The 18,664-nt window shown below is 73.4% G+C and carries 11 protein-coding genes; 2 read left to right on the top strand and 9 right to left on the bottom strand.

Annotation, left to right across the window (positions count from 1 at the left end):
* Nucleotides 1–7: 7 nt before the first annotated feature.
* The 8 genes from K377_RS15430 to K377_RS15395 form a co-directional block, all read right to left on the bottom strand.
* Nucleotides 8–1,642, bottom strand: coding sequence for a succinic semialdehyde dehydrogenase (locus K377_RS15430; RefSeq protein WP_111663899.1), 1,635 nt, complete (start codon nt 1,640–1,642; stop codon nt 8–10).
* 136 nt (nt 1,643–1,778) lie between these two features.
* Entirely contained in the window at nt 1,779–3,413 is a 1,635-nt protein-coding gene (locus K377_RS15425) for a serine/threonine-protein kinase (protein ID WP_111663898.1), read from the bottom strand.
* A gap of 1 nt (nt 3,414) precedes the next feature.
* Nucleotides 3,415–5,073, bottom strand: coding sequence for a serine/threonine-protein kinase (locus K377_RS15420; protein WP_111663897.1), 1,659 nt, complete (start codon nt 5,071–5,073; stop codon nt 3,415–3,417).
* Between the two features lie 84 nt (nt 5,074–5,157).
* A complete protein-coding gene (locus K377_RS15415) occupies nt 5,158–6,768 on the bottom strand; it encodes a serine/threonine-protein kinase (protein WP_111663896.1) in 1,611 nt (536 codons plus the stop codon).
* 65 nt (nt 6,769–6,833) lie between these two features.
* Nucleotides 6,834–8,471, bottom strand: coding sequence for a serine/threonine-protein kinase (locus K377_RS15410; protein WP_111663895.1), 1,638 nt, complete (start codon nt 8,469–8,471; stop codon nt 6,834–6,836).
* Nucleotides 8,472–8,652: 181 nt separating this feature from the next.
* Nucleotides 8,653–11,025 (bottom strand): protein kinase, encoded by a 2,373-nt coding sequence (locus tag K377_RS15405; RefSeq protein ID WP_111663894.1) that lies wholly within the window; start codon nt 11,023–11,025, stop codon nt 8,653–8,655.
* Between the two features lie 174 nt (nt 11,026–11,199).
* Nucleotides 11,200–13,143, bottom strand: coding sequence for a serine/threonine-protein kinase (locus tag K377_RS15400; protein ID WP_111663893.1), 1,944 nt, complete (start codon nt 13,141–13,143; stop codon nt 11,200–11,202).
* A gap of 323 nt (nt 13,144–13,466) precedes the next feature.
* Nucleotides 13,467–15,176, bottom strand: coding sequence for a glycerol-3-phosphate dehydrogenase/oxidase (locus tag K377_RS15395; protein ID WP_111663892.1), 1,710 nt, complete (start codon nt 15,174–15,176; stop codon nt 13,467–13,469).
* A gap of 301 nt (nt 15,177–15,477) precedes the next feature.
* On the opposite strand from K377_RS15395, the gene K377_RS15390 reads away from it, so the two are divergent.
* Both K377_RS15390 and K377_RS15385 read left to right on the top strand, forming a co-directional pair.
* Nucleotides 15,478–16,731: a nucleotide sugar dehydrogenase gene (locus K377_RS15390; RefSeq protein WP_111663891.1), complete on the top strand. Its 1,254-nt coding sequence runs from the start codon at nt 15,478–15,480 to the stop codon at nt 16,729–16,731.
* 61 nt (nt 16,732–16,792) lie between these two features.
* On the top strand, nt 16,793–17,407 hold the full coding sequence (locus K377_RS15385) for a hypothetical protein (protein WP_111663890.1): 615 nt from the start codon (nt 16,793–16,795) through the stop codon (nt 17,405–17,407).
* A gap of 79 nt (nt 17,408–17,486) precedes the next feature.
* Here the strand turns inward: K377_RS15385 and K377_RS15380 are convergent, their stop codons facing one another.
* Nucleotides 17,487–18,611, bottom strand: a complete 1,125-nt coding sequence (locus K377_RS15380) for a GuaB3 family IMP dehydrogenase-related protein (protein WP_111663889.1) — start codon at nt 18,609–18,611, stop codon at nt 17,487–17,489.
* Between the last annotated feature and the right edge of the window lie 53 nt (nt 18,612–18,664).

Here is an 18,664-nt window from a genome sequence, read left to right as displayed (position 1 = left end):
CACGGGTCTACTTGAGGCGGAACTTCTTCATCAGGCCGAGGCTGCGGGTCATGAACGCCGCGTACTTCTCGTCGCTCATCCCGAACGACGGCGCCATCGGCATCACGCGCTGGTGGGCGACGGTCTGCGCCTCGGTGTACTTGAGGATGCCCTCGGAGCCGTGCCGGCGGCCGAGGCCGGAGTCCTTCATGCCGCCCATGGGCGACTGCACGGAGCCGTAGGCGGGCGCGTAGCCCTCGTTGATGTTGACCGTGCCGGTGCGCAGCCGGGCCGCGACCTCGTGGCCGCGCTTCGCGTCCTTCGTCCACACCGAGGAGTTCAGGCCGTACGCGGTCGCGTTGGCCTGCGCGATGACCTCGTCCTCGTCGCTGAACCGGTAGATGGAGACGACCGGGCCGAAGGTCTCCTCGCCGCAGACCGCCATCGGCGCCTCGACGCCGTCGAGGATGGTCGGCTCGAAGAAGTACGGGCCGATGTCCGGGCGCGCGACCCCGCCCGCGACGACGGTGGCGCCCTTGGCGACGGCCTCCTCGACGTGCCGGGTCACGGTCTCCAGCTGGCGCTCGCCGACGAGCGAGCCCATGTCGGCGCCGTAGGCGAGGGACGTGCCGAGCCGCATCGCCTTGGTGCGGGCTGCGAAGCGGGAGACGAACGCGTCGGCGACCGACTCGTGGACGTACAACCGCTCGATGGAGATGCACAGTTGGCCCGCGGAGGAGAAGCAGGCGCGCACCGCTCCGGCCGCCGCCTTCTCCACGTCGGCGTCCTTGAGGACCAGCATGGCGTTCTTGCCGCCGAGTTCGAGGGAGACGCCGACGAGCCGGGCGGCGGCGCCCTGCGCGACCTCGCGGCCGGTGCGGGTGGAGCCGGTGAACGAGACGTAGTCGGCGTGGCGGACCAGCTCGGGGCCGACGACCGGGCCCTCGCCGAGGACGACCTGGAAGACCTCGGCGGGCAGCCCCGCCTCGATGAGCAGGTCGCGGGCCCACAGCGCGGTCAGGCAGGTCTCCGTGTCGGGCTTCATCACGACCGCGTTGCCCGCGACGAAGGCCGGGAGCGCGTCGCCGACCGACAGCTCCAGCGGGTAGTTCCAGGGGGCGATCTGGCCGACGACACCGCGCGGCTGGCGCAGCTCGGTCACCTTGGTGAGCGTCGGCACGGCGCCGGTGTGGCCCTTCGGCTTCAGGTAGGCCGGGGCCTTGCGGCCGTAGTGCCGGGCGGCCACCACGACGGCCTGCACCTCTTCGTGCGCGTGCAGCCGGGCCTTGCCGGTCTCCAGCTGGATCAGGTCGAGCACCTCGGCCTGGCGGGCGAGGACCAGGTCGTGGAAGCGCAGCAGGACGGCGGCCCGGCGGCGCACCGGGGTCTTCGCCCAGACGGCCTGGGCCGCACGGGCCCGCTCGAAGGCCGTCGCCACGTCCTCGGGCGTCGACTCGGGCAGGTCGGCGAGCTTCTCCCCGGTGAACGGCGTGTGGTTCGCCGTGCGGCCCGAGCCGGCCACGTCACGGGTGAGCTGGGCGATCAGCTCGGGTGTGACCACGTCGGTGACCGTGCGCGCGCCCTCGGGTGCGGCGGCGATCGGGTTCGTCCCGGTCGTCCCGGTCGTCTCGGTCTGCTCTGTGGTGGCCTGCGACTCCGTCATGAAGGGGAGCGTAAGCCTCGGCGCACGCTTTGGGTACCCGTCGGTAATCGCCCTTCACCGCGTCCACACACCGCGCCAGCGATCACTGGCAGCAAAGCCGCTGATCAGGGCCTTTGCGGGTACCGGTGATCACCTCTCAACTCTTTTCCAGCTGAAGCCCCGCGCACGCCTTCGCGTAGACGTCGGTGCCCTGCTTCTCGGCCGCCCCGCCGTCCTCGGGCATGCTCACCCCGAAGTCGTAGCGGCCCTGGTCGCCGACCACGTACAGCCGCTTCTCCCGCATGACGGCGTCGTCGTTCGCGTTCCGGTACGTGATGTCGAGCTCGGCGGCGTCCATGCCGTGGAAGGTGGTCCGGGTGACCTTCTTGGTGATGTCGGTGGCGCCGCCCGCCGCGTAGGCGTCGCCCGCGCCGGTCGCCCAGGCGAAGGCCGTGGAGGTGCCCGTCGTCCAGCGCTTCAGGCTCAGCGTCACGTCGCTCTTGGGGTCGGTGTAGCGGACTCCGTCGTCGGAGGGGTCGTGGTAGACGTCGGTGAGCTTGTCCGGTACGGGGATCAGCGCGTGGACGCCGGGCTCCTCGCGCGTCGTCCAGCCCTTCTCGGCGCTCGCGGACGGAGAGGCCGACGGCCGGTCGGATGTCTTCTTGCCGGACGGCTCGACGGGCGGCGCCGCGGACCCCTCGCTGTACTCGGCACCGGCACCGCCGTCCCCGGAGCCCGCACCCAGCGAGGTGCCGAGCCAGACCCCGCCGCCGACCAGCAGCGCACCGGCCAGCGCGGCCGCCAGCAGGGCGGGAGTGCGGCGGGACTTGACGGGGGCGGCGCTGCGGGTGGCTTCGGTCCCGGGCTCGGCCGCGAGCCCGGGGTCGGGTTCGGGCCGCGGTGCGACCGGCTCGGACTCGGGCCCGGCCGGTTCCACGGCCCGGGGCGCGGGTGCCGCTCCCGGGTCGAGGGCCGCCGTCAGCTCCTCGGCCACCTCGGCCGCGTCCGGGCGCATCGCCGGGTCCCTGACGATGAGCCGGGCGATCAACGGGCCGAGCGCACCGGCCCGTTCGGGCGCGGGCGGGTCGAAGGAGAGGATCGCGGCGAGCGTCGACTCCAGCGTCGTCCGGCGGAACGGGGACCAGCCCTCCACGGCCGCGTACAGCAGCACGCCCAGCGACCACAGGTCGCTCGCCGGTCCGGCGCCGTCGCCCGACATGCGCTCCGGCGCGATGGACTCCAGCGAGCCGACGAACTCGCCGCTGACCGTCAGCGACTCCTCGCCCTGGATGTGGGCGATGCCGAAATCGGTGAGGACGACCCGGCCGTGCGGGCCGAGCAGCACGTTCGCCGGTTTCACGTCGCGGTGCAGGATGCCCTTGGCGTGCGCGGCGCGCAGCGCGCCCAGCACCGCGAGCCCGATCCGGGCCGCCTCGGGCGGGGCGAGCGGGCCCCGCGCGAGCAGTTCGTGCAGCGACTCGCCGCGCACCAGCTCCATGACGATCCACGGCAGGTCGTCCTCGACGACGACGTCGTGCACGGTGACCGCCGACGGATGGTCGACGCCCGCCGCGGCCCGCGCCTCGCGCCGGAGGCGGGCGTAGGCGCGCTGCTGGGCCTCGCCGTGCGGGTCGCCGGGCAGCCGCGGCTGCTTCACGGCGACGTCGCGGCCGACGAGTTCGTCGACCGCGCGCCACACGGTGCCCATGCCTCCGGCGCCGATCCGCTCGGCGAGCCGGTAGCGGCCGCCGATCAGCCGGCCCTGGTCCTGCTGTCCCCCGGTTGCGTCCACGTCAGGAGTTCTCGATCTCCAGGTTGGCGACGGCGGCGTCGGCCACCGCGCGGCCGCGGTCGGCGAAGTCGCCCTCGTGCGGGTAGCCGATCATCAGCTCGTACATGTCGTTCTTGACCTTCACGTAGAGGATCCGGACCTCGCGCTTGAGCGAGCCGCTGCTCTCCGCGGTCCGGTACGAGACGGTGTTCGTGCCCGCCGTGTCGTCGCCATGGAACGAGGTCTCCTTGGGATCGCCCTTGGGCGCCGGGTCCGAGGCCATGCCGAGGTTCGAGTCGCCGGACGACTCGAAGTCCTTGTTGTCGGCGAAGGCCTGGGAGACGCCGTCCTTGGCGATCCGGCCAAGGGTGTCGTCCGCCTTGCGCAGCACGGAGAGCCGGACGAACACCGCGCCGCTCGCGTCGGTGTACCGCACCCAGTGCTCGTCCTCGGCGGCGTCCGCGTCGGGCTCGGACTCCGTGTATCCGGCGGGCGCGGCGACCGTCGCGTTCAGCTCCGGGACGTCGTGCTGCTTCCAGCCGTCCGGCAGCGGCCCCGCGAAGGGCTTGGCGAGGACCAGGTACGCCACGGCGGCCAGGACGACGGCCCCCGCCGCGATCCCGGTCAGCGCCTTGCGGCCGAGCCGGATGCCGCTTCCCTGCGCCGGGCCGATCCGCACGACCTGGGTGGGCGGCGCGGGCGCCACGGCGCGCTCCAGGAGGGCGCGGACCTGCGCGGCGTTCGGACGGTGGGCCGGGTCCTTCTGGAGCAGTCCGTTGATGGCGTCGGCGAGCGGACCCCGCGCCGTGGCGGGCGCGGCCGGCGTCGCGTTCAGCACCGACTGGAGGGTGGCCGGGGTGTTGCTGCGGCGGAACGGCGAGACGCCCTCGGTGGCCGCGTACAGCACGACACCCAGCGACCACAGGTCGGAGGCGGGCCCGGGGCGCTGGCCCAACACCCGCTCCGGGGCGATGAATTCGGGCGAGCCGACGAAGCCGCCGGTGTCGGTCAGATTGGTCTCGCCCTCGATCTGGGCGATGCCGAAGTCGGTGAGGATCACCCGGTCGTGGCGGCCGAGCATGACGTTGTCCGGCTTGACGTCACGGTGCAGGATCCCGGCGGCGTGGGCCGCCTCCAGGGCGCCGAGCACCTCCAGGCCGATCCGCGCGGCCTCCCGCACGCCGAGCGTGCCCTCCTTCAGCGCCTCGCCGAGGGAGCGGCCCTGCACGAACTCCATGACGATCCACGGCTGTCCGTCCTCGACGGCGACATCGTGGACGTTCACCACGGCCGGGTGGTCGAGCCGGGCCGCGGCGCGCGCCTCCCGGCGCATCCGCTCGAAGGCGTTGGACCGCTCGCGCTCGGGCAGCTGGTCGGGCAGCCGGGGCTCCTTGACGGCGACCTCCCGGTCCACCGTCTCGTCCTTGGCCCGCCACACCGTGCCCATGCCGCCGTTGCCCAGCTTGCTCAGCAGCCGGTAGCGCCCGGCGACGACCCGGCCCGCGCCCGGGTCCGGCTGCTGCGGCGGTACCGCCTGGGTGGGCCGCTCGGCGGGGGCCGGGGCGGGCTGCGCGTACGGGTTGTCCGGGTGCGGGACGTGCGACGGCTGCGGCCGTGGTGGCTGAAGCCCGAAACTGGTGGGCTCGCCCGGCCCGTAGGGTGCTCCCCCGTTGTCACTCATGGCCCTATCCCTACAGTGCGGGCGCCCCGGTATCCACCGGGGTCACGGAGTTGTGACCGCGCTGATGCGCACCCACGCCACGGGTCAGTCCCGGGCGGCCGGTACGAACGTGTCGACGGCCGCGTCGAAGTGGGCGCGCCCCTGACCGGCCTCGCCGGCCGGGGACGACACCCACACGTCGTACATCCGGCCGCCCTGCTCCCAGCACAGGTCGACGGTGTGCCGCGCGCCCTCGCCCGCGCTGAACCCGTCCCAGGTGAACTCCCACAGTGCGGCCGCACGTCCGTCGTGGGTGGTGTCGGTGACCTTCCCGGCCCGGTACCCCGGGTTGTTCCTCGGCCCGTCGGCGGCCGACCGCCGCTGCGCGGTGCCCGGCCCGCCGCTCTCGGTGTCCGCCACCTTGACGCCGATCCGGAAGGACCGGTCCGGCGACATGTAGAAGATCCGCGGGCCGTCGGTCTCCCGCCTGAAGCCCTCCGGCACGGCGAGCCGGAACCCGCCGGGGTCGTGGGCGATGCGGTATCCGTCGGGGGCGGAGGCGCGCGGTGTCGTGGTGCGGGTCTCCCGGCGGGTGACGGTGACGGTCGGCGTGGGCGAGACCGACGCCGACGACCGCCCGGGCGCCGAACTCGTGGTGACCGGTGGCTCGTTGTCGCCGGTGCCCTGCCGGGAGAGGAGCACGGCGGCCGCGATCGCGGCTCCCGCGACGGCCGCCGCGAGCGCCGCCGCCACGAGGAGCACCCGGGTCGAGGGGACGCGCCGCGCGCCCGCCGGGGGCCCCTCCCGCCGGGTCGGGGTGTACAGGGCGCGGGCGTCGTCCGCCGCGTAGGGCACGGCGGGCTGCGGGGTGGCCCCGGTGGCGACGTACGCGCGCAGCAGCCGCTCGGCCTCGTCGAGTCCCAGGCGCCGGTCCGGTGCGCGCTGGAGCAGTCCCTGGATCACCGGGAGCAGCGGTTCGGCCTCGGCGGGCGGGCGGATCTCCTCGTACACGACCGCGTGCAGGACACCGCCCAGCGAGTCGCGGCGGAACGGTGATTCGCCGGTCAGCGCGGCGACGAGGAGCACGCCGAGCGACCACAGGTCGGCGCCCGCCCCGGCCCGCTCCCCCGCCATCCGCTCGGGCGCGGTGTACTCGGGCGAGCCGACGAAGCCGCCGGTCTCGGTGAGCGTGGACGCCCCTTCGACCTGCGCGATCCCGAAATCGGTGAGCACGACGCGGCCGGCGCCCGTCTCCAGGAGCACGTTCGCGGGCTTGAGGTCGCGGTGCAGGACCCCGGCGGTGTGCGCGGCCCGCAGCGCGCCGAGGAGCGCGAGCCCGATCCGGGCGGCCTCGGTGGTGTCCACCGGGCCCTCCCGGCCGAGACGGTCGGCGAGCGAGCCACCGCTCACCAACTCCATGACGATGTACGGGTGTTCGTCGTGCAGGACGACGTCGTGGACCACGATGATGTTCGGGTGCCGCAGCTGGGCGACGGCCCGCGCCTCGCGCAGCATCCGCTCCCGCTGCCGGCGCGCGTCGTCCTCCGAGAGGCTCTCGCCGAGACCGAGTTCGAGATCGAGTTCCTTGACCGCGACCTGCCGCCCGAGCAGCGTGTCGGTGGCCCGCCAGACGACGCCCATACCGCCGCGGCCGATCCTGGCCTCCAACCGGTAACGCCCGCCGATCACACGGGCGTTGTCCCCCTCGGTCCCCATACGCCCCATCATGCCGCACGGGTGTCCGTATTGAGGGGGACGTTCCGGTCAGGGCACCGGCCCTGCTACTCGGCGGGCAGCCAGCCCTTGCGGATGTTCTCGAACTGCTGGCGGGCGCTCGGCCACGCGCCCGCGGGGGCGGACAGATAGAGGGCGTACTCGGTGCCGTCGTGCGCCACGTACGTCTCCTCGATGGCCCGGCGCGGCCCGGGCCCCGAGTCCTTGGAGCCGCCGGTCCAGGTGAAGTCCCAGAGCGAACCCTTCTGGTCCCGGAAGGTGTTGGCCTCCAGCGACACCCGGCTGTAGTCGGGCAGCGACTTCTGAAGGGTCTTCTCCAGGTCCAGCTGGTGCTGGTACGAGTCCGGCCAGTCGGAGGACCTGTCGATGCCGATGCGGACGAAGCGCTGTCCGTCGCCGGGGCCGTAGTCGATCTGGGTCTCCGTGCTGGAGTCCAGGCGGTGCCAGCCGGGCGGCACGGTCAGCGTGAATCCCGCGGGGTCGCGCACCTGCTCCCAGTCCGCCGGGATGCCTGCGGTGCCGGGCTTCGCCGAGGCCGATCCCGAGGGCGTCGGGCTCTGCGGCGCGGTGCTGCCGGTGCCGCCGGTGCCGCCGCCGCTGGTGTCCTGCCGGGCCGACGAGTCGGAGTCGCGGTGGTCCAGGTAGGAGAGCGCGCCGAACGCGCCGCCGCCCCCGACGAGCAGCGCCGCGACCACACCCGCGACCCACATCGGCCAGCGCCGCTGCCGGGTCCCGGCGGGCGTGGCCGTGGTGGTGTGCTGGAGGGGCGGCTGCGGTGCGGGGGTGTGCCGGTCCGGCGCGTGCGTCACCGCGGTGGGCGCCGACGCCGGATGCACCTGCGTCGGCACGTACGCCTGCGCCCCGCCGCTGCGGCGGCCCTCGGCGACCTCGGCGAGCATCACCTCGGCCTCGTCGGCGGCGGGCCGCGCCGACGGCTCCTTGCGCAGCAGCGCCGCGATGACGGGACCCAGCTCCCCCGCGTGCTCGGGGATCTCGGGCTCCTCCTCGACCACGGCCTGCATGGTGCTGATCGGCGAGGTGCGGCGGAACGGGGAGCGTCCCTCGACGGCCGTGTACAGCGTGGCGCCCAGCGCCCACAGGTCGGAGGCGGGGCCGGGCTCGGAGCCGCTGACCCGCTCCGGCGCCAGATAGTCCACGGAGCCGACGATCTCGCCGGTGCGGGTGATGGTCGAGTCGCCCTCGACCTGCGCGATGCCGAAGTCGGTGAGCTTGACGCTGCCGTCGCGCGCGAGCAGCACATTGCCGGGCTTCACATCGCGGTGCAGCACCCCGGCCCGGTGCGCGGCGCGCAGCGCTCGCAGCGTCCACAGGCCGATCCTGGCCGCCTCCGCCGGGACGATCCGTCCGTGCTCCTTGACGGCGTCGGCGAGCGAGGGGCCCTCGACCAGCTCCATGACGATCCACGGCCGGTCGTCGTGCTCCAGGACGTCGTGGACGGTCACGACGGCCGGGTGGTTGATGCGTGCGGCGGCCCGCGCCTCCGTCTGCGTACGGGCGAGGAGCGGGGCCCGGTCGGCCTCGGAGACCCACTGAGCAGCCGTCAGTTCCTTCACGGCGACCGAGCGGTGGAGAACCTCGTCGTGCGCCCGCCAGACACGGCCCATGCCGCCGCGGCCTATCGATTCTCCGAGCCGGTAGCGGCCCGCGAGGAGCTGGCCCTGCATCTGATTCACGTTCCCCCGCAAAGGTCTTGACAGAGCCCACCCTAGGGAGCGGGCGCCACTCAAGGAACAGGCGGGGGCCCATGGAAACAGCACTGTGACGCGCGTCGCGTTCACTTTCCCGTCGCCCGGAGGTACCTGCGGGATACCCGCGGGGGGTGCTGCGGAGGCGCCGCGGAGGTGCTCAACCTCCGTACTGGTACGTGGAAGACGCCTGGTCGAAGAGGCGCGACACCTCGTCGCGCTCCGCCTCGGGACCGCGTACCTGCACGACGTGGTACTTGCCGCCGACGACCATGGCGAGATTGCGCACGAACACCTGCTTGCCGTCGCCGCCCTGCCAGGTGAACTGCCCCTCGGCCATCGTCCGTCCGCCCACGTCGATGGTCTTCATCCCGCTGGACGTGGCCCAGGTCGAGTCGCGGAACGGCTGGAGCTCGCGCTCGTCCTCCCGCTGGTACTTCATCGGGTCGCGGCCGTACGTGGCCGTGGAGTCGCGTCCGGGGACGACGAGCAGCTCGAAGTCGCCCTGGGAGTAGACGACCTGCCCCCGCCCGTTCTTCCCCTCCCGCTGCCAGCCCTTGGCGACGGCGACCTCGAAGCCCTCGGGGTCCTTGCGCAGGGTGAACCCGGCGGCGACGTCGGACTGCGGCTGGGTGGAGGACGGCTTGGAACTGCTCTTCCCCTTGGGCGACTTCGAAGGGGCGGGCGCCGACGGCTCCTGACTCCTGGGCGTCTGCCGGGGCGCGCCGCCCACCGAGTTGGCGTTCTCCCGGGTGCCGTCCTGGCCGCCGGACCCGGACTTCGGCATGAACACCATGGCGTACGCCACCGCGCCGACGAGTCCGAGCAGGACCAGGGTGACCAGCAGCTTCCCGAGCGACCTGGGCCGGCGGGGCTGCCGCGCCGAGGACTCCCGCGCGGGCGGCCTGGGCGCCGCGGGCATCCGGGGCTCGCGGGGGGCCCTGGGCGCCTTGGGCGCCTTGGCCGGTTTGGGCGCCCGGGGCGGCTCGGCCGCACGGACGGGCTGGGGCATCCGCTCGTCGCGGCCGCGCTTGTGCCGGCCCGCTCCCCGCCCCGCGCGCCGCCTGCGCACCAGCTCGCCCCTGCGGCGCTTGATCGGCAGCCGGGTCGCGTCGTAGGCCGGCGCGGGCACGACATGCTGCCCGGCGTCGGGCTCGGGCGCGGAGCGCACCAGCGAGCGCAGCCAGCCGCCCAGTTCCTCGAAGTCGAGACGCTCGGTGGGGTCCTGGCGCAGCAGCGACTCCACGACGGGCCGCAGCGGCCCGCACTCCTCGGCGAACGCGGGCGGCTCGGCGCACACCATCTGCACCAGCTCGGGCGTGGACTCCTCCGGGTAGGGGGCGTGTCCCTGCACGGCGCGGAAGAGCAGCGCCCCGAGGGCCCACAGATCGGTCGCGGGCCCGACGGGTGCGGCGAGCTGCCAGCTCTCCTGCACGGGATAGGCCTGCTCGGGCGCCCAGCGCTCGGTGACGGGCCCGACCACGGTCATCCGGACCTGCCGGGCGCGCTCGGCGTCCAGCGTGGTGAGCGCCGCCCTGCCGGGAGCGGGGGCGGGGGCGGGCGGGTCCTCCGGCGGCGCGGTGTCGCTCTCGGCGCCGGGTATCAGCTCGTTCCACCGCGTGGGCTGCACGGCCGGGGCGGGCTCGGGCGGCTCCTCGGCCGCGGGCCGCCGGGTGGCGCCGTGCCAGGAGTCCCGTACGCCGTAGGGGTCGTCGAGCTGTCCCGCGGGCGTCTCGGCGGGCTGTCCGGTGAGCTGTCCCGCGGCGGCCCGGGCACCGGCCCGGTAGGCGGCGATCGCCCCGGCGCGGGCGGCCCGGAAGTCCCCGGACTCGATCGCGGGGGCGGGGGCGGGGGCGGGCGGCTTGGACAGGACCGGCGGCCCGGGCTTCGGCGCGGGTTCGGGCTCCGGCTCGGGCTCGGGCTCGGGGGCGGGGCGCGGGTCGTATCCGCACAGGGCCTCCTCGGCGGCACCGGCCGCGAGCCCGGTGAGGACCACCCGTCCGTCGTCGCAGACGAGCACGGTCCGCGCCGTGATGTTCCGGTGCACCCAGCCGTGCGCGTGCAGCGCCCGCAAGGCGGTCAGGACGTCGGCGGCGATCTCGGCGGCGCGGTAGGGGCTCAGCGGCCCCCGGTCGAGCAGCGCGGCGAGCGGCCGGGCCGCCACCACCTCGCTCACGACCCACAGCGACCCGCCCTCGGCGAACACGTCGAAGACCTGGTCGAGCCGGGGGTGGTCGGGTATCTGGGCCGCGGCCTGCGCGGCCTCTATGGCGCGGGAGACGGACGGCTCGGCCGACTGGCGGACCGGCGGCGCCCCGGGCCTGAACCCTTCCGGCAGCCCGTCCGCGTCGAGCACCTCGGCCTCGACGACCTCGGGCAACGGCACCTGCCGGACCAGGACTTCCTGCCCGCTGTAGGTGTCGAAGGCACGGGACGCCCAGGACCGTGTGGTGTCGTAGGCGTCGTAGCCGTCGGCGGCCGGCAGCGGCAGGCGGTACCGGTCGGCGAGCACCCGTCCCGCGTACTCGTCCACGACGCCTCCCGCGCTCCGCCCGGTCAAATCCGTTCGCTTTGCGACCCGTTACCCGTACTGATGCGTCCGCATACGGCTGCGTACGGTTCGCAAGCACTCACGATACGTGCCGAACGGCATCGAGGGAGAAGGTTCAGGACTTGCGGGGGCCCCAGTGCGGCAGGGGGCCCGGACTCAGGACTTAGGGGTGAAGCTCTGGGTAAAGGTCTTCCAGGTGGACTTGCGGAGCGCGCCGTCCCAGTCGCCGTCCTTCGCGGTGTACATCAGCCCGTACCCCAGCGAGCCGTTCACCACGAATCCGCGGTCCACGGACCGGTACTTGGTGCCTCCGTCGGTGTAGGTGAACTCCCAGTCGGCCGTGTTCCAGCCCCGGTAGTCCACCCCGGCTATGCGTATGCGGTGGTAGTTCGAGCGCTGCATGTAGCGCTCCTGGTTCTTCCAGTCGGCCACCGGGTCGGACTTCGGCGTGGTGGTCCAGCCGACCAGCAGCTTCTGCCCCTCGGGGCCGGTGAAGCGGGCACCCGCGGCGCTGGTGGAGACGTACTTCCAGCCCTTGGGCAGACCTATTTTGAAGCCCTGGCTGTGCTTGTACGTGGTCTCGGCTGCCGAACCGGAGCCCTTGCCGGAGGAGTCGTCGCTCGGCGAGGCCGACGCGCTCGCGCTCCGCGACGCGGACGAACTCGGGTCGCCGCCGGCGCCCTTGCCCTCGTCGCTCTTGCCGTCGTCCTTGCCGCTCTTGTCGCCCTTGTCGTCACCCTTGGCGTCGTCGTCGCCCGCGGTGGCTCCGGCGGAGGGCGCGGTCCTGTCGCCGCCCGCCTTGCCGCCCTGGTCGTCGCCGCCGCTCAGCGCGAAGGCGAGGACGGTGCCGACCACGACGAGCGCGGCCACGACCGCGGCGATCACCAGCGTGCGGCGCGGCACGACGTCCGTGATCGCGGCCTTCTTCGCCGGGGCGCCCGGCGCCGGGCTCGCGGAACGCTCCGCGACGGCCGTGGCGGCGGCCTTGCGCACCGAGGTGAGCGCGCCGCGCAGCCGCTCGGCGGCCTCCCCGCTCTTGGCGGCGACCCCGGCGGCGGCCGAACCGGCCTTCTCCGAACGCCTCTTGTACTCCGGCGGCAGCGGCGGCAGCGGTACGACCTTGGTCGCCTCGACCGGCTCGGGCTCGGGGGCGGCCTTCGGCTCCGGCGCGTGGATGACGTCGTTGAGCAGCGCCCGCGCGCCCGCGTCGTCGAGCCGCTGCGCGGGGTCCTTCGCGAGGAGTCCGTAAATCACCGGTGCCAGCGGTCCCGCGTTGGTCGGCGGGTCGACCGGCTCGGTCATCACGGCGGTCAGCGTCGCGATCGCCGAGCCCTTGTCGTACGGGGGCACGCCCTCGACGGCCGCGTACAGCAGACCGCCCAGGGACCACATGTCGGCGGCGGGCCCCGGCTTGTGGCCGCGGGCGCGCTCCGGAGAGATGTACGAGGGAGCGCCGACGAGCATGCCGGTGGACGTGATCGACGGGTCGCCCTCCACCTGCGCGATGCCGAAGTCGGTGAGGACGACGCGGCCGTCCTCGGCGATCAGCACGTTCGAGGGCTTCACGTCGCGGTGCAGGATGCCCTCGCGGTGGGCGGAGCGCAGGACGTCGAGAATGGCGAGGCCGACCTCGGCCGCGCGCCTCGGTTCGAGCAGACCGTCCTCGCGGACGGCCTCGGCGAGGGACTTGCCCTCGACCAGCTCCATCACGATCCAGGGCCGGTCGTCCTCGTCGACGACGTCGAAGACCGTCACCGCGCCGTTGTTGCGGATGCGGGCGATCGCCTTCGCCTCACGCAGCGTCCGCGTGACGAGGCGGCGCTTCTCCTCCTCGTCGATGCTCGTCGGGAAGCGCAGCTCCTTGACCGCGACCGTGCGCCCCAGCGTCTCGTCCTTGGCGCGCCACACCGTGCCCATGCCGCCGCGGCCGAGCACATCGCCCAGGCGGTAGCGCCCGGCGAGCAGTCGGCCCTCCGCGCCCCGCGACGCCTCGGCGCCCGCTGAGGACTCGGCACCGGTCCCGGCCCCGTCCGACACGGAAGAGTCCTGACGAGTGCTCTTGTCCTGACGGGTTTCGCCCGCCCGCTCCGCGTCCGACATGCGTCCCCTCTGCAACCCGCCCTGACAGAACCTTCATTGTCCCTCACACCAGGACCACTTGACGCCCAGGGTCACCCCTGGGACCACGCGCCCGGAACCGTCCCATTCGTGGGACGGCGGGACCGGACGGACCGTCACGCGCGCACTCCGGACACACCTGGCCATACCCGTGGCCACGCCCTCATTGCGCCGGATTCCGACCGGCTCACCGCCGTTCACCGCCCCGCCGCAGGTCACACTCTTCCCTCGCAGGTCAGCATGGGCAAGGCCCCGGGCGTGCTCAACACGGCATCCACCCAGGGCCGTTACGCCAGGACTCCCGGCTACGACAGCGGCACGATGTCCGGCGCCCCGAGCCGGGCCGCGTCGGCGGTGAGGTCGTCGGGCTGCAACTGCGACTCCCGCTCGGCCTGCACCCGCTTCTCGTAGTGCTCGACCTCCCGCTCCACCTGGCTCTTGTCCCAGCCGAGCACCGGCGCCATCAACTCGGCGGCCTCCCGCGCGGAACGGGTCCCCCGGTCGAAGGTCTCGATGGAGATCCGGGTCCGCCGGGTCAGCACGTCGTCGAGGTGCCGGGCGCCCTCGTGCGAGGCGGCGTAGACGACCTCGGCGCGCAGATAGTCGTCGGCCCCGCCCAGCGGCGCGCCGAGCCCGGGGTCCTTCGCGATCAGGTCGAGCACCTCCTCGGCCAGCGACCCGTACCGGTTGAGCAGGTGCTCGACGCGCACCACGTGCAGGCCGGTCCGCGCGGCGATCCGCGCCCGCGCGTTCCACAGCGCCCGGTACCCCTCGGCCCCGATCAGCGGTACGTCCTCGGTGACGCACTCGGCGACCCGCTGGTCGAGCGCGTGCACGGCCTCGTCGACCGCGTCCTTCGCCATGACCCGGTACGTCGTGTACTTGCCGCCCGCGACGACGACGAGCCCCGGCACCGGGTGCGCGACGGTGTGCTCGCGGGACAGCTTGCTGGTGGCGTCGGACTCCCCGGCCAGCAGCGGCCGCAGCCCGGCGTACACGCCCTGCACGTCGTCGCGCGTGAGCGGCACGCCGAGCACGGAGTTCACATGCTCCAGGAGGTAGTCGATGTCGGCGCTGGAGGCCGCCGGGTGGGCCTTGTCCAGGTCCCAGTCGGTGTCCGTGGTGCCCACGATCCAGTGCCGGCCCCAGGGGATGACGAACAGCACGCTCTTCTCGGTGCGCAGGATCAGCCCGGTCGTCGAGTTGATCCGGTCCTTCGGCACGACGAGGTGGATGCCCTTCGACGCCCGTACGTGGAACTGCCCACGCTCCCCGACCAGAGCCTGGGTGTCGTCGGTCCACACGCCCGTCGCGTTAACGACCTGGCGGGCGCGGATCTCGTACTCGCCGCCGCCCTCCACGTCCTCCACGCGCGCGCCGACGACCCGCTCGCCCTCGCGCAGGAACCCGATGACCCGCGCCCGGTTCGCGACCTGGGCGCCGTACATGGCGGCGGTGCGCACCAGCGTGGCGACGTAGCGGGCGTCGTCCATCTGCGCGTCGTAGTACTGGAGCGCCCCGGTCAGGGCGTCCTTCTTCAGGGCCGGTGCCACCCGCAGCGCGTGCTTGCGGGTCAGATGGCGGTGCATGGGCAGCCCGCGCCCGTGCCCGCGCGCCATGGACATCGCGTCGTACAGGGCGACGCCCGACCCGGCGTACAGCCGCTCCCAGCCCTTGTGCTGGAGCGGATACAGGAACGGCACCGGCTTCACGAGATGCGGCGCGAGCCGCTCCAGGAGCAGCCCGCGCTCCTTCAGTGCCTCGCGTACGAGCGCGAAGTCCAGCATCTCCAGATACCTGAGCCCGCCGTGGATCAGCTTGCTGGACCGGCTCGACGTGCCGGACGCCCAGTCCCTGGCCTCGACGAGCCCGGTGGACAGACCGCGGGTCACGGCGTCGAGCGCGGTGCCCGCGCCGACCACCCCCGCGCCCACCACCAGGATGTCCAGCTCCCGCTCGGCCATCGCCGCCAGAGCCTCCGCGCGCTGCTCGGGTCCCAGTGTCGCTGCCTTCACTGCTGCCTCCCGCTGTCGTCGGCGCCGGCCTCACCGGCAGGTGCTGCGTGGTCCCGGGAGTTTCGGGCCTGCTCCCGATTCTGACCCTCCTGCCCGATTCCGGCCACCAGCAGACATCCGCCTGTGGACAACCTTCGGCGCGATCGGCGACATGCCCGAAAGTCATTACTTAGCAATGAGACATATCGGTCATATTTACTCCTAGTCTGACTGTGCGCTCGCCCGTTCTGTCCACAGGGCTTGCGACCACGTCCCGCTCCGGCTAACGCCGGTCCGCCTCCCGGGAAGGACGGCCACCGCCATGCCCGCTGACCTCGCCGTCGTCGGCCTCGGCCACCTCGGCCTGCCGCTCGCCCAGGCCGCCGTCGCCGCCAGGATCGCGACCGTCGGCCACGACCCCGCCCGCGCCCGCGACCTGGCCGCCGGCCGGCTCCCCTGCGACGGCGACGCCGCGGCCCTGACCGCCGCCGACGTCCGCCGGATGCTCGCCGCGGGCTTCCGCCCCACCGCGAACCCCGCCGAACTGGCCCGCGTCCGCACCGCGGTGATCTGCGCCCCGACCCCGCCCGGCGCGGACGGCAGCCCGTCCCTCACCCCGGTGATCGAGGCGACCCGCACCCTGGCCACCCATCTGCGCCCGCACACCACGGTGATCGTCGAGTCGCCGGTACCGCCCGGCACCACGGAGACGGCCCTGCTGCCGCTGCTCGAAGAGGGCTCCGGGCTGCGCGCGGGCCGCGACTTCCACCTGGCCCACGCCCCGGGCCGGATCGACGCGGGCCTGCGCGCCCGCCCCTACTCCGCCACCCCCAAGGTCATCGGCGGGCACACCCCGGCCTGCACGGAGTCGGCGGCCACCTTCTACAGCCGCCTCACCGACAAGGTGGTCCGCGCGCGCGGACTGCGCGAGGCGGAGACGGTCCACCTCCTGGAGACCAACTACCGGCACGTCAACATCGCCCTGGTCAACGAGATGGCGGTGCTCTGCCACGACCTGGGCGTCGACCTCTGGGACGTCATCCGCTGCGCGGAGACCAAGCCCTTCGGCTTCCAGGCCTTCCGCCCCGGCCCCGGCGTCGGCGGCCACGCGCTCGCCCAGGACCTGACCTCGCCCCACCTGCCCACCCGCCCGCTGCGCCTGGTCGAACTGGCCCGCCAGGTCAACCACCACATGCCGAGTTACGTGGTCCAGCGCGCCGCCACCCTCCTCAACGAGCACGGCAAGTCGGCCCGCGGCGCCCGCGTCCTCCTCCTCGGCGTCACCTACAAGCCCGACCTCGCCGACCAGCAGGGCACCCCCGCCGAGGAGATCGCGACCCGCCTGATGCAGCTCGGCGCCGCCGTCAGCTACCACGACCCCTACGTTCCGTCCTGGAACGTCCTGGAACGCCCGGTCCCGCGCGCGGACTCCCTCTACGAGGCCGCGGCCGACGCCGACCTGACGATCCTGCTCCAGCACCACCGCACGTACGACCTCCAGGGCCTCGCGGTGAAGGCCCAGCTGCTCCTGGACACCAGAGGCGCGACCCCGGCAGGGGCGGCACACCGCCTCTGACTGCTACTCTGCGGCCTCTCTGGGCACATTCGTGCCCACGTTCACACTTCGGGGGGACCGCATGACCCAGCCGCCACAGCCACCTCAGCCCCAGCCTCAGGACGGCAACCCTTACGCGCAGGAGCAGCCCGCCGCGGGCCAGCCCCCGCAGCCCGGGTACGGCTACCCGCAGCAGCAGCCGCAGCCCGGCCAGGCTCCGCAGCAGTACGCGCCGTTCCCGCAGCAGCAGGCGGGCCCGGGCGGCTTCGCCCCGGCACCGCAGGCCCCGGCCGGCGGCGGGAACCCGGCCCTCGGCATCGTCGCCGGCGTGGTCGTCGCCCTGATCCTGGCCTGGGCCTACGGCGCCATCATGAAGGCCACCGATCACGAGATCGGCTACGCGGCCATCGGCGTCGGCTTCGTCGTCGGCCTCGTCGTCGGCAAGGTCGGCGGACGCAACCCGGTGCTGCCCGTCCTCGCCGCGGTGGTCTCGGTCGCCGCCGTGTACCTGGGCCAGATAACCGGCGTCGCGATGTACCTCGGCGACATGGCGAACATTTCCTTCTTCACGGCGCTCACCGACCACTTCGGTGACATCAACAGCGCGTGGAAGGAAGCCGCGGACTTCAAGGAGTACCTCTTCATGGCCATCGGCGCCTTCGCGGCGTTCGGCTCCGCCAAGAAGGCCGCGCTCTAGGCGACACCGCCACAGCGAAAAGGGCCGGGCCCCGCCGTTCTCGGCGGGGCCCGGCCCTTTGTCCTGCTACGACACGGCGTCAGCGGCGGTGCTGCGAGTCCGCGACCGTGACCTCGACCCGCTGGAACTCCTTGAGCTCGCTGTAGCCCGTGGTCGCCATGGCCCGCTTCAGCGCGCCGAAGAAGTTCATCGACCCGTCCGGGATGTGCGAGGGGCCGGTGAGGATCTCCTCCGTGGTGCCGACCGTGCCCAGGTCGACCTTCTTGCCGCGCGGCACGTCCTCGTGGACGGCCTCCATGCCCCAGTGGTGACCGCGGCCGGGCGCGTCCGTGGCGCGGGCCAGCGGCGACCCCATCATCACGGAGTCGGCACCGCAGGCGATCGCCTTGGGCAGGTCGCCCGACCAGCCCACGCCACCGTCGGCGATGACGTGGACGTAGCGGCCGCCGGACTCGTCCATGTAGTCGCGGCGGGCGGCCGCGACATCGGCGACGGCGGTCGCCATCGGCACCTGGATGCCCAGCACATTGCGCGTGGTGTGGGCGGCGCCGCCACCGAAGCCGACCAGCACACCGGCGGCGCCGGTCCGCATGAGGTGCAGCGCGGCGGTGTACGTGGCACAGCCGCCGACGATCACCGGGACGTCCAGCTCGTAGATGAACTGCTTCAGGTTCAGCGGCTCGGCGGCGCCGGAGACGTGCTCGGCGGAGACGGTCGTACCGCGGATCACGAAGATGTCCACGCCCGCGTCGACCACGGCCTTGGAGAACTCGGCGGTGCGCTGCGGGGAGAGCGCGGCGGCGGTGACGACCCCGGAGTCGCGCACCTCCTTGATGCGCTGCTTGATCAGGTCGGCCTGGATCGGCGCCGAGTAGATCTCCTGGAGGCGGGCCGTGGCGGCCTCCGGCTGCAGCTCGGCGATCTCGTCGAGCAGCGGCTGCGGGTCCTCGTACCGGGTCCACAGACCCTCGAGGTTGAGCACGCCGAGCCCGCCGAGCTCACCGATGCGGATCGCGGTCGCGGGCGAGACGACGGAGTCCATGGGCGCTGCCAGGAACGGCAGCTCGAAGCGGTAGGCGTCGATCTGCCAGGCGATCGAGACCTCCTTCGGGTCGCGAGTACGCCGGCTCGGTACGACGGCGATGTCGTCGAACGCGTACGCACGGCGGCCGCGCTTGCCGCGCCCGATCTCGATCTCAGTCACTGTGGGAGGCGCCTTTCCATCTGGGTCCCTCTGGGGCCTGCCCGTCCAGTATC

The sequence above is a fragment of the Streptomyces sp. PsTaAH-137 genome (assembly GCF_003259365.1).
In the GTDB taxonomy this organism is placed as follows: Bacteria; Actinomycetota; Actinomycetes; order Streptomycetales; family Streptomycetaceae; genus Streptomyces.
Note: the sequence above shows the minus strand (reverse complement) of the source record. Positions and strands in the feature narration are given on the sequence as shown.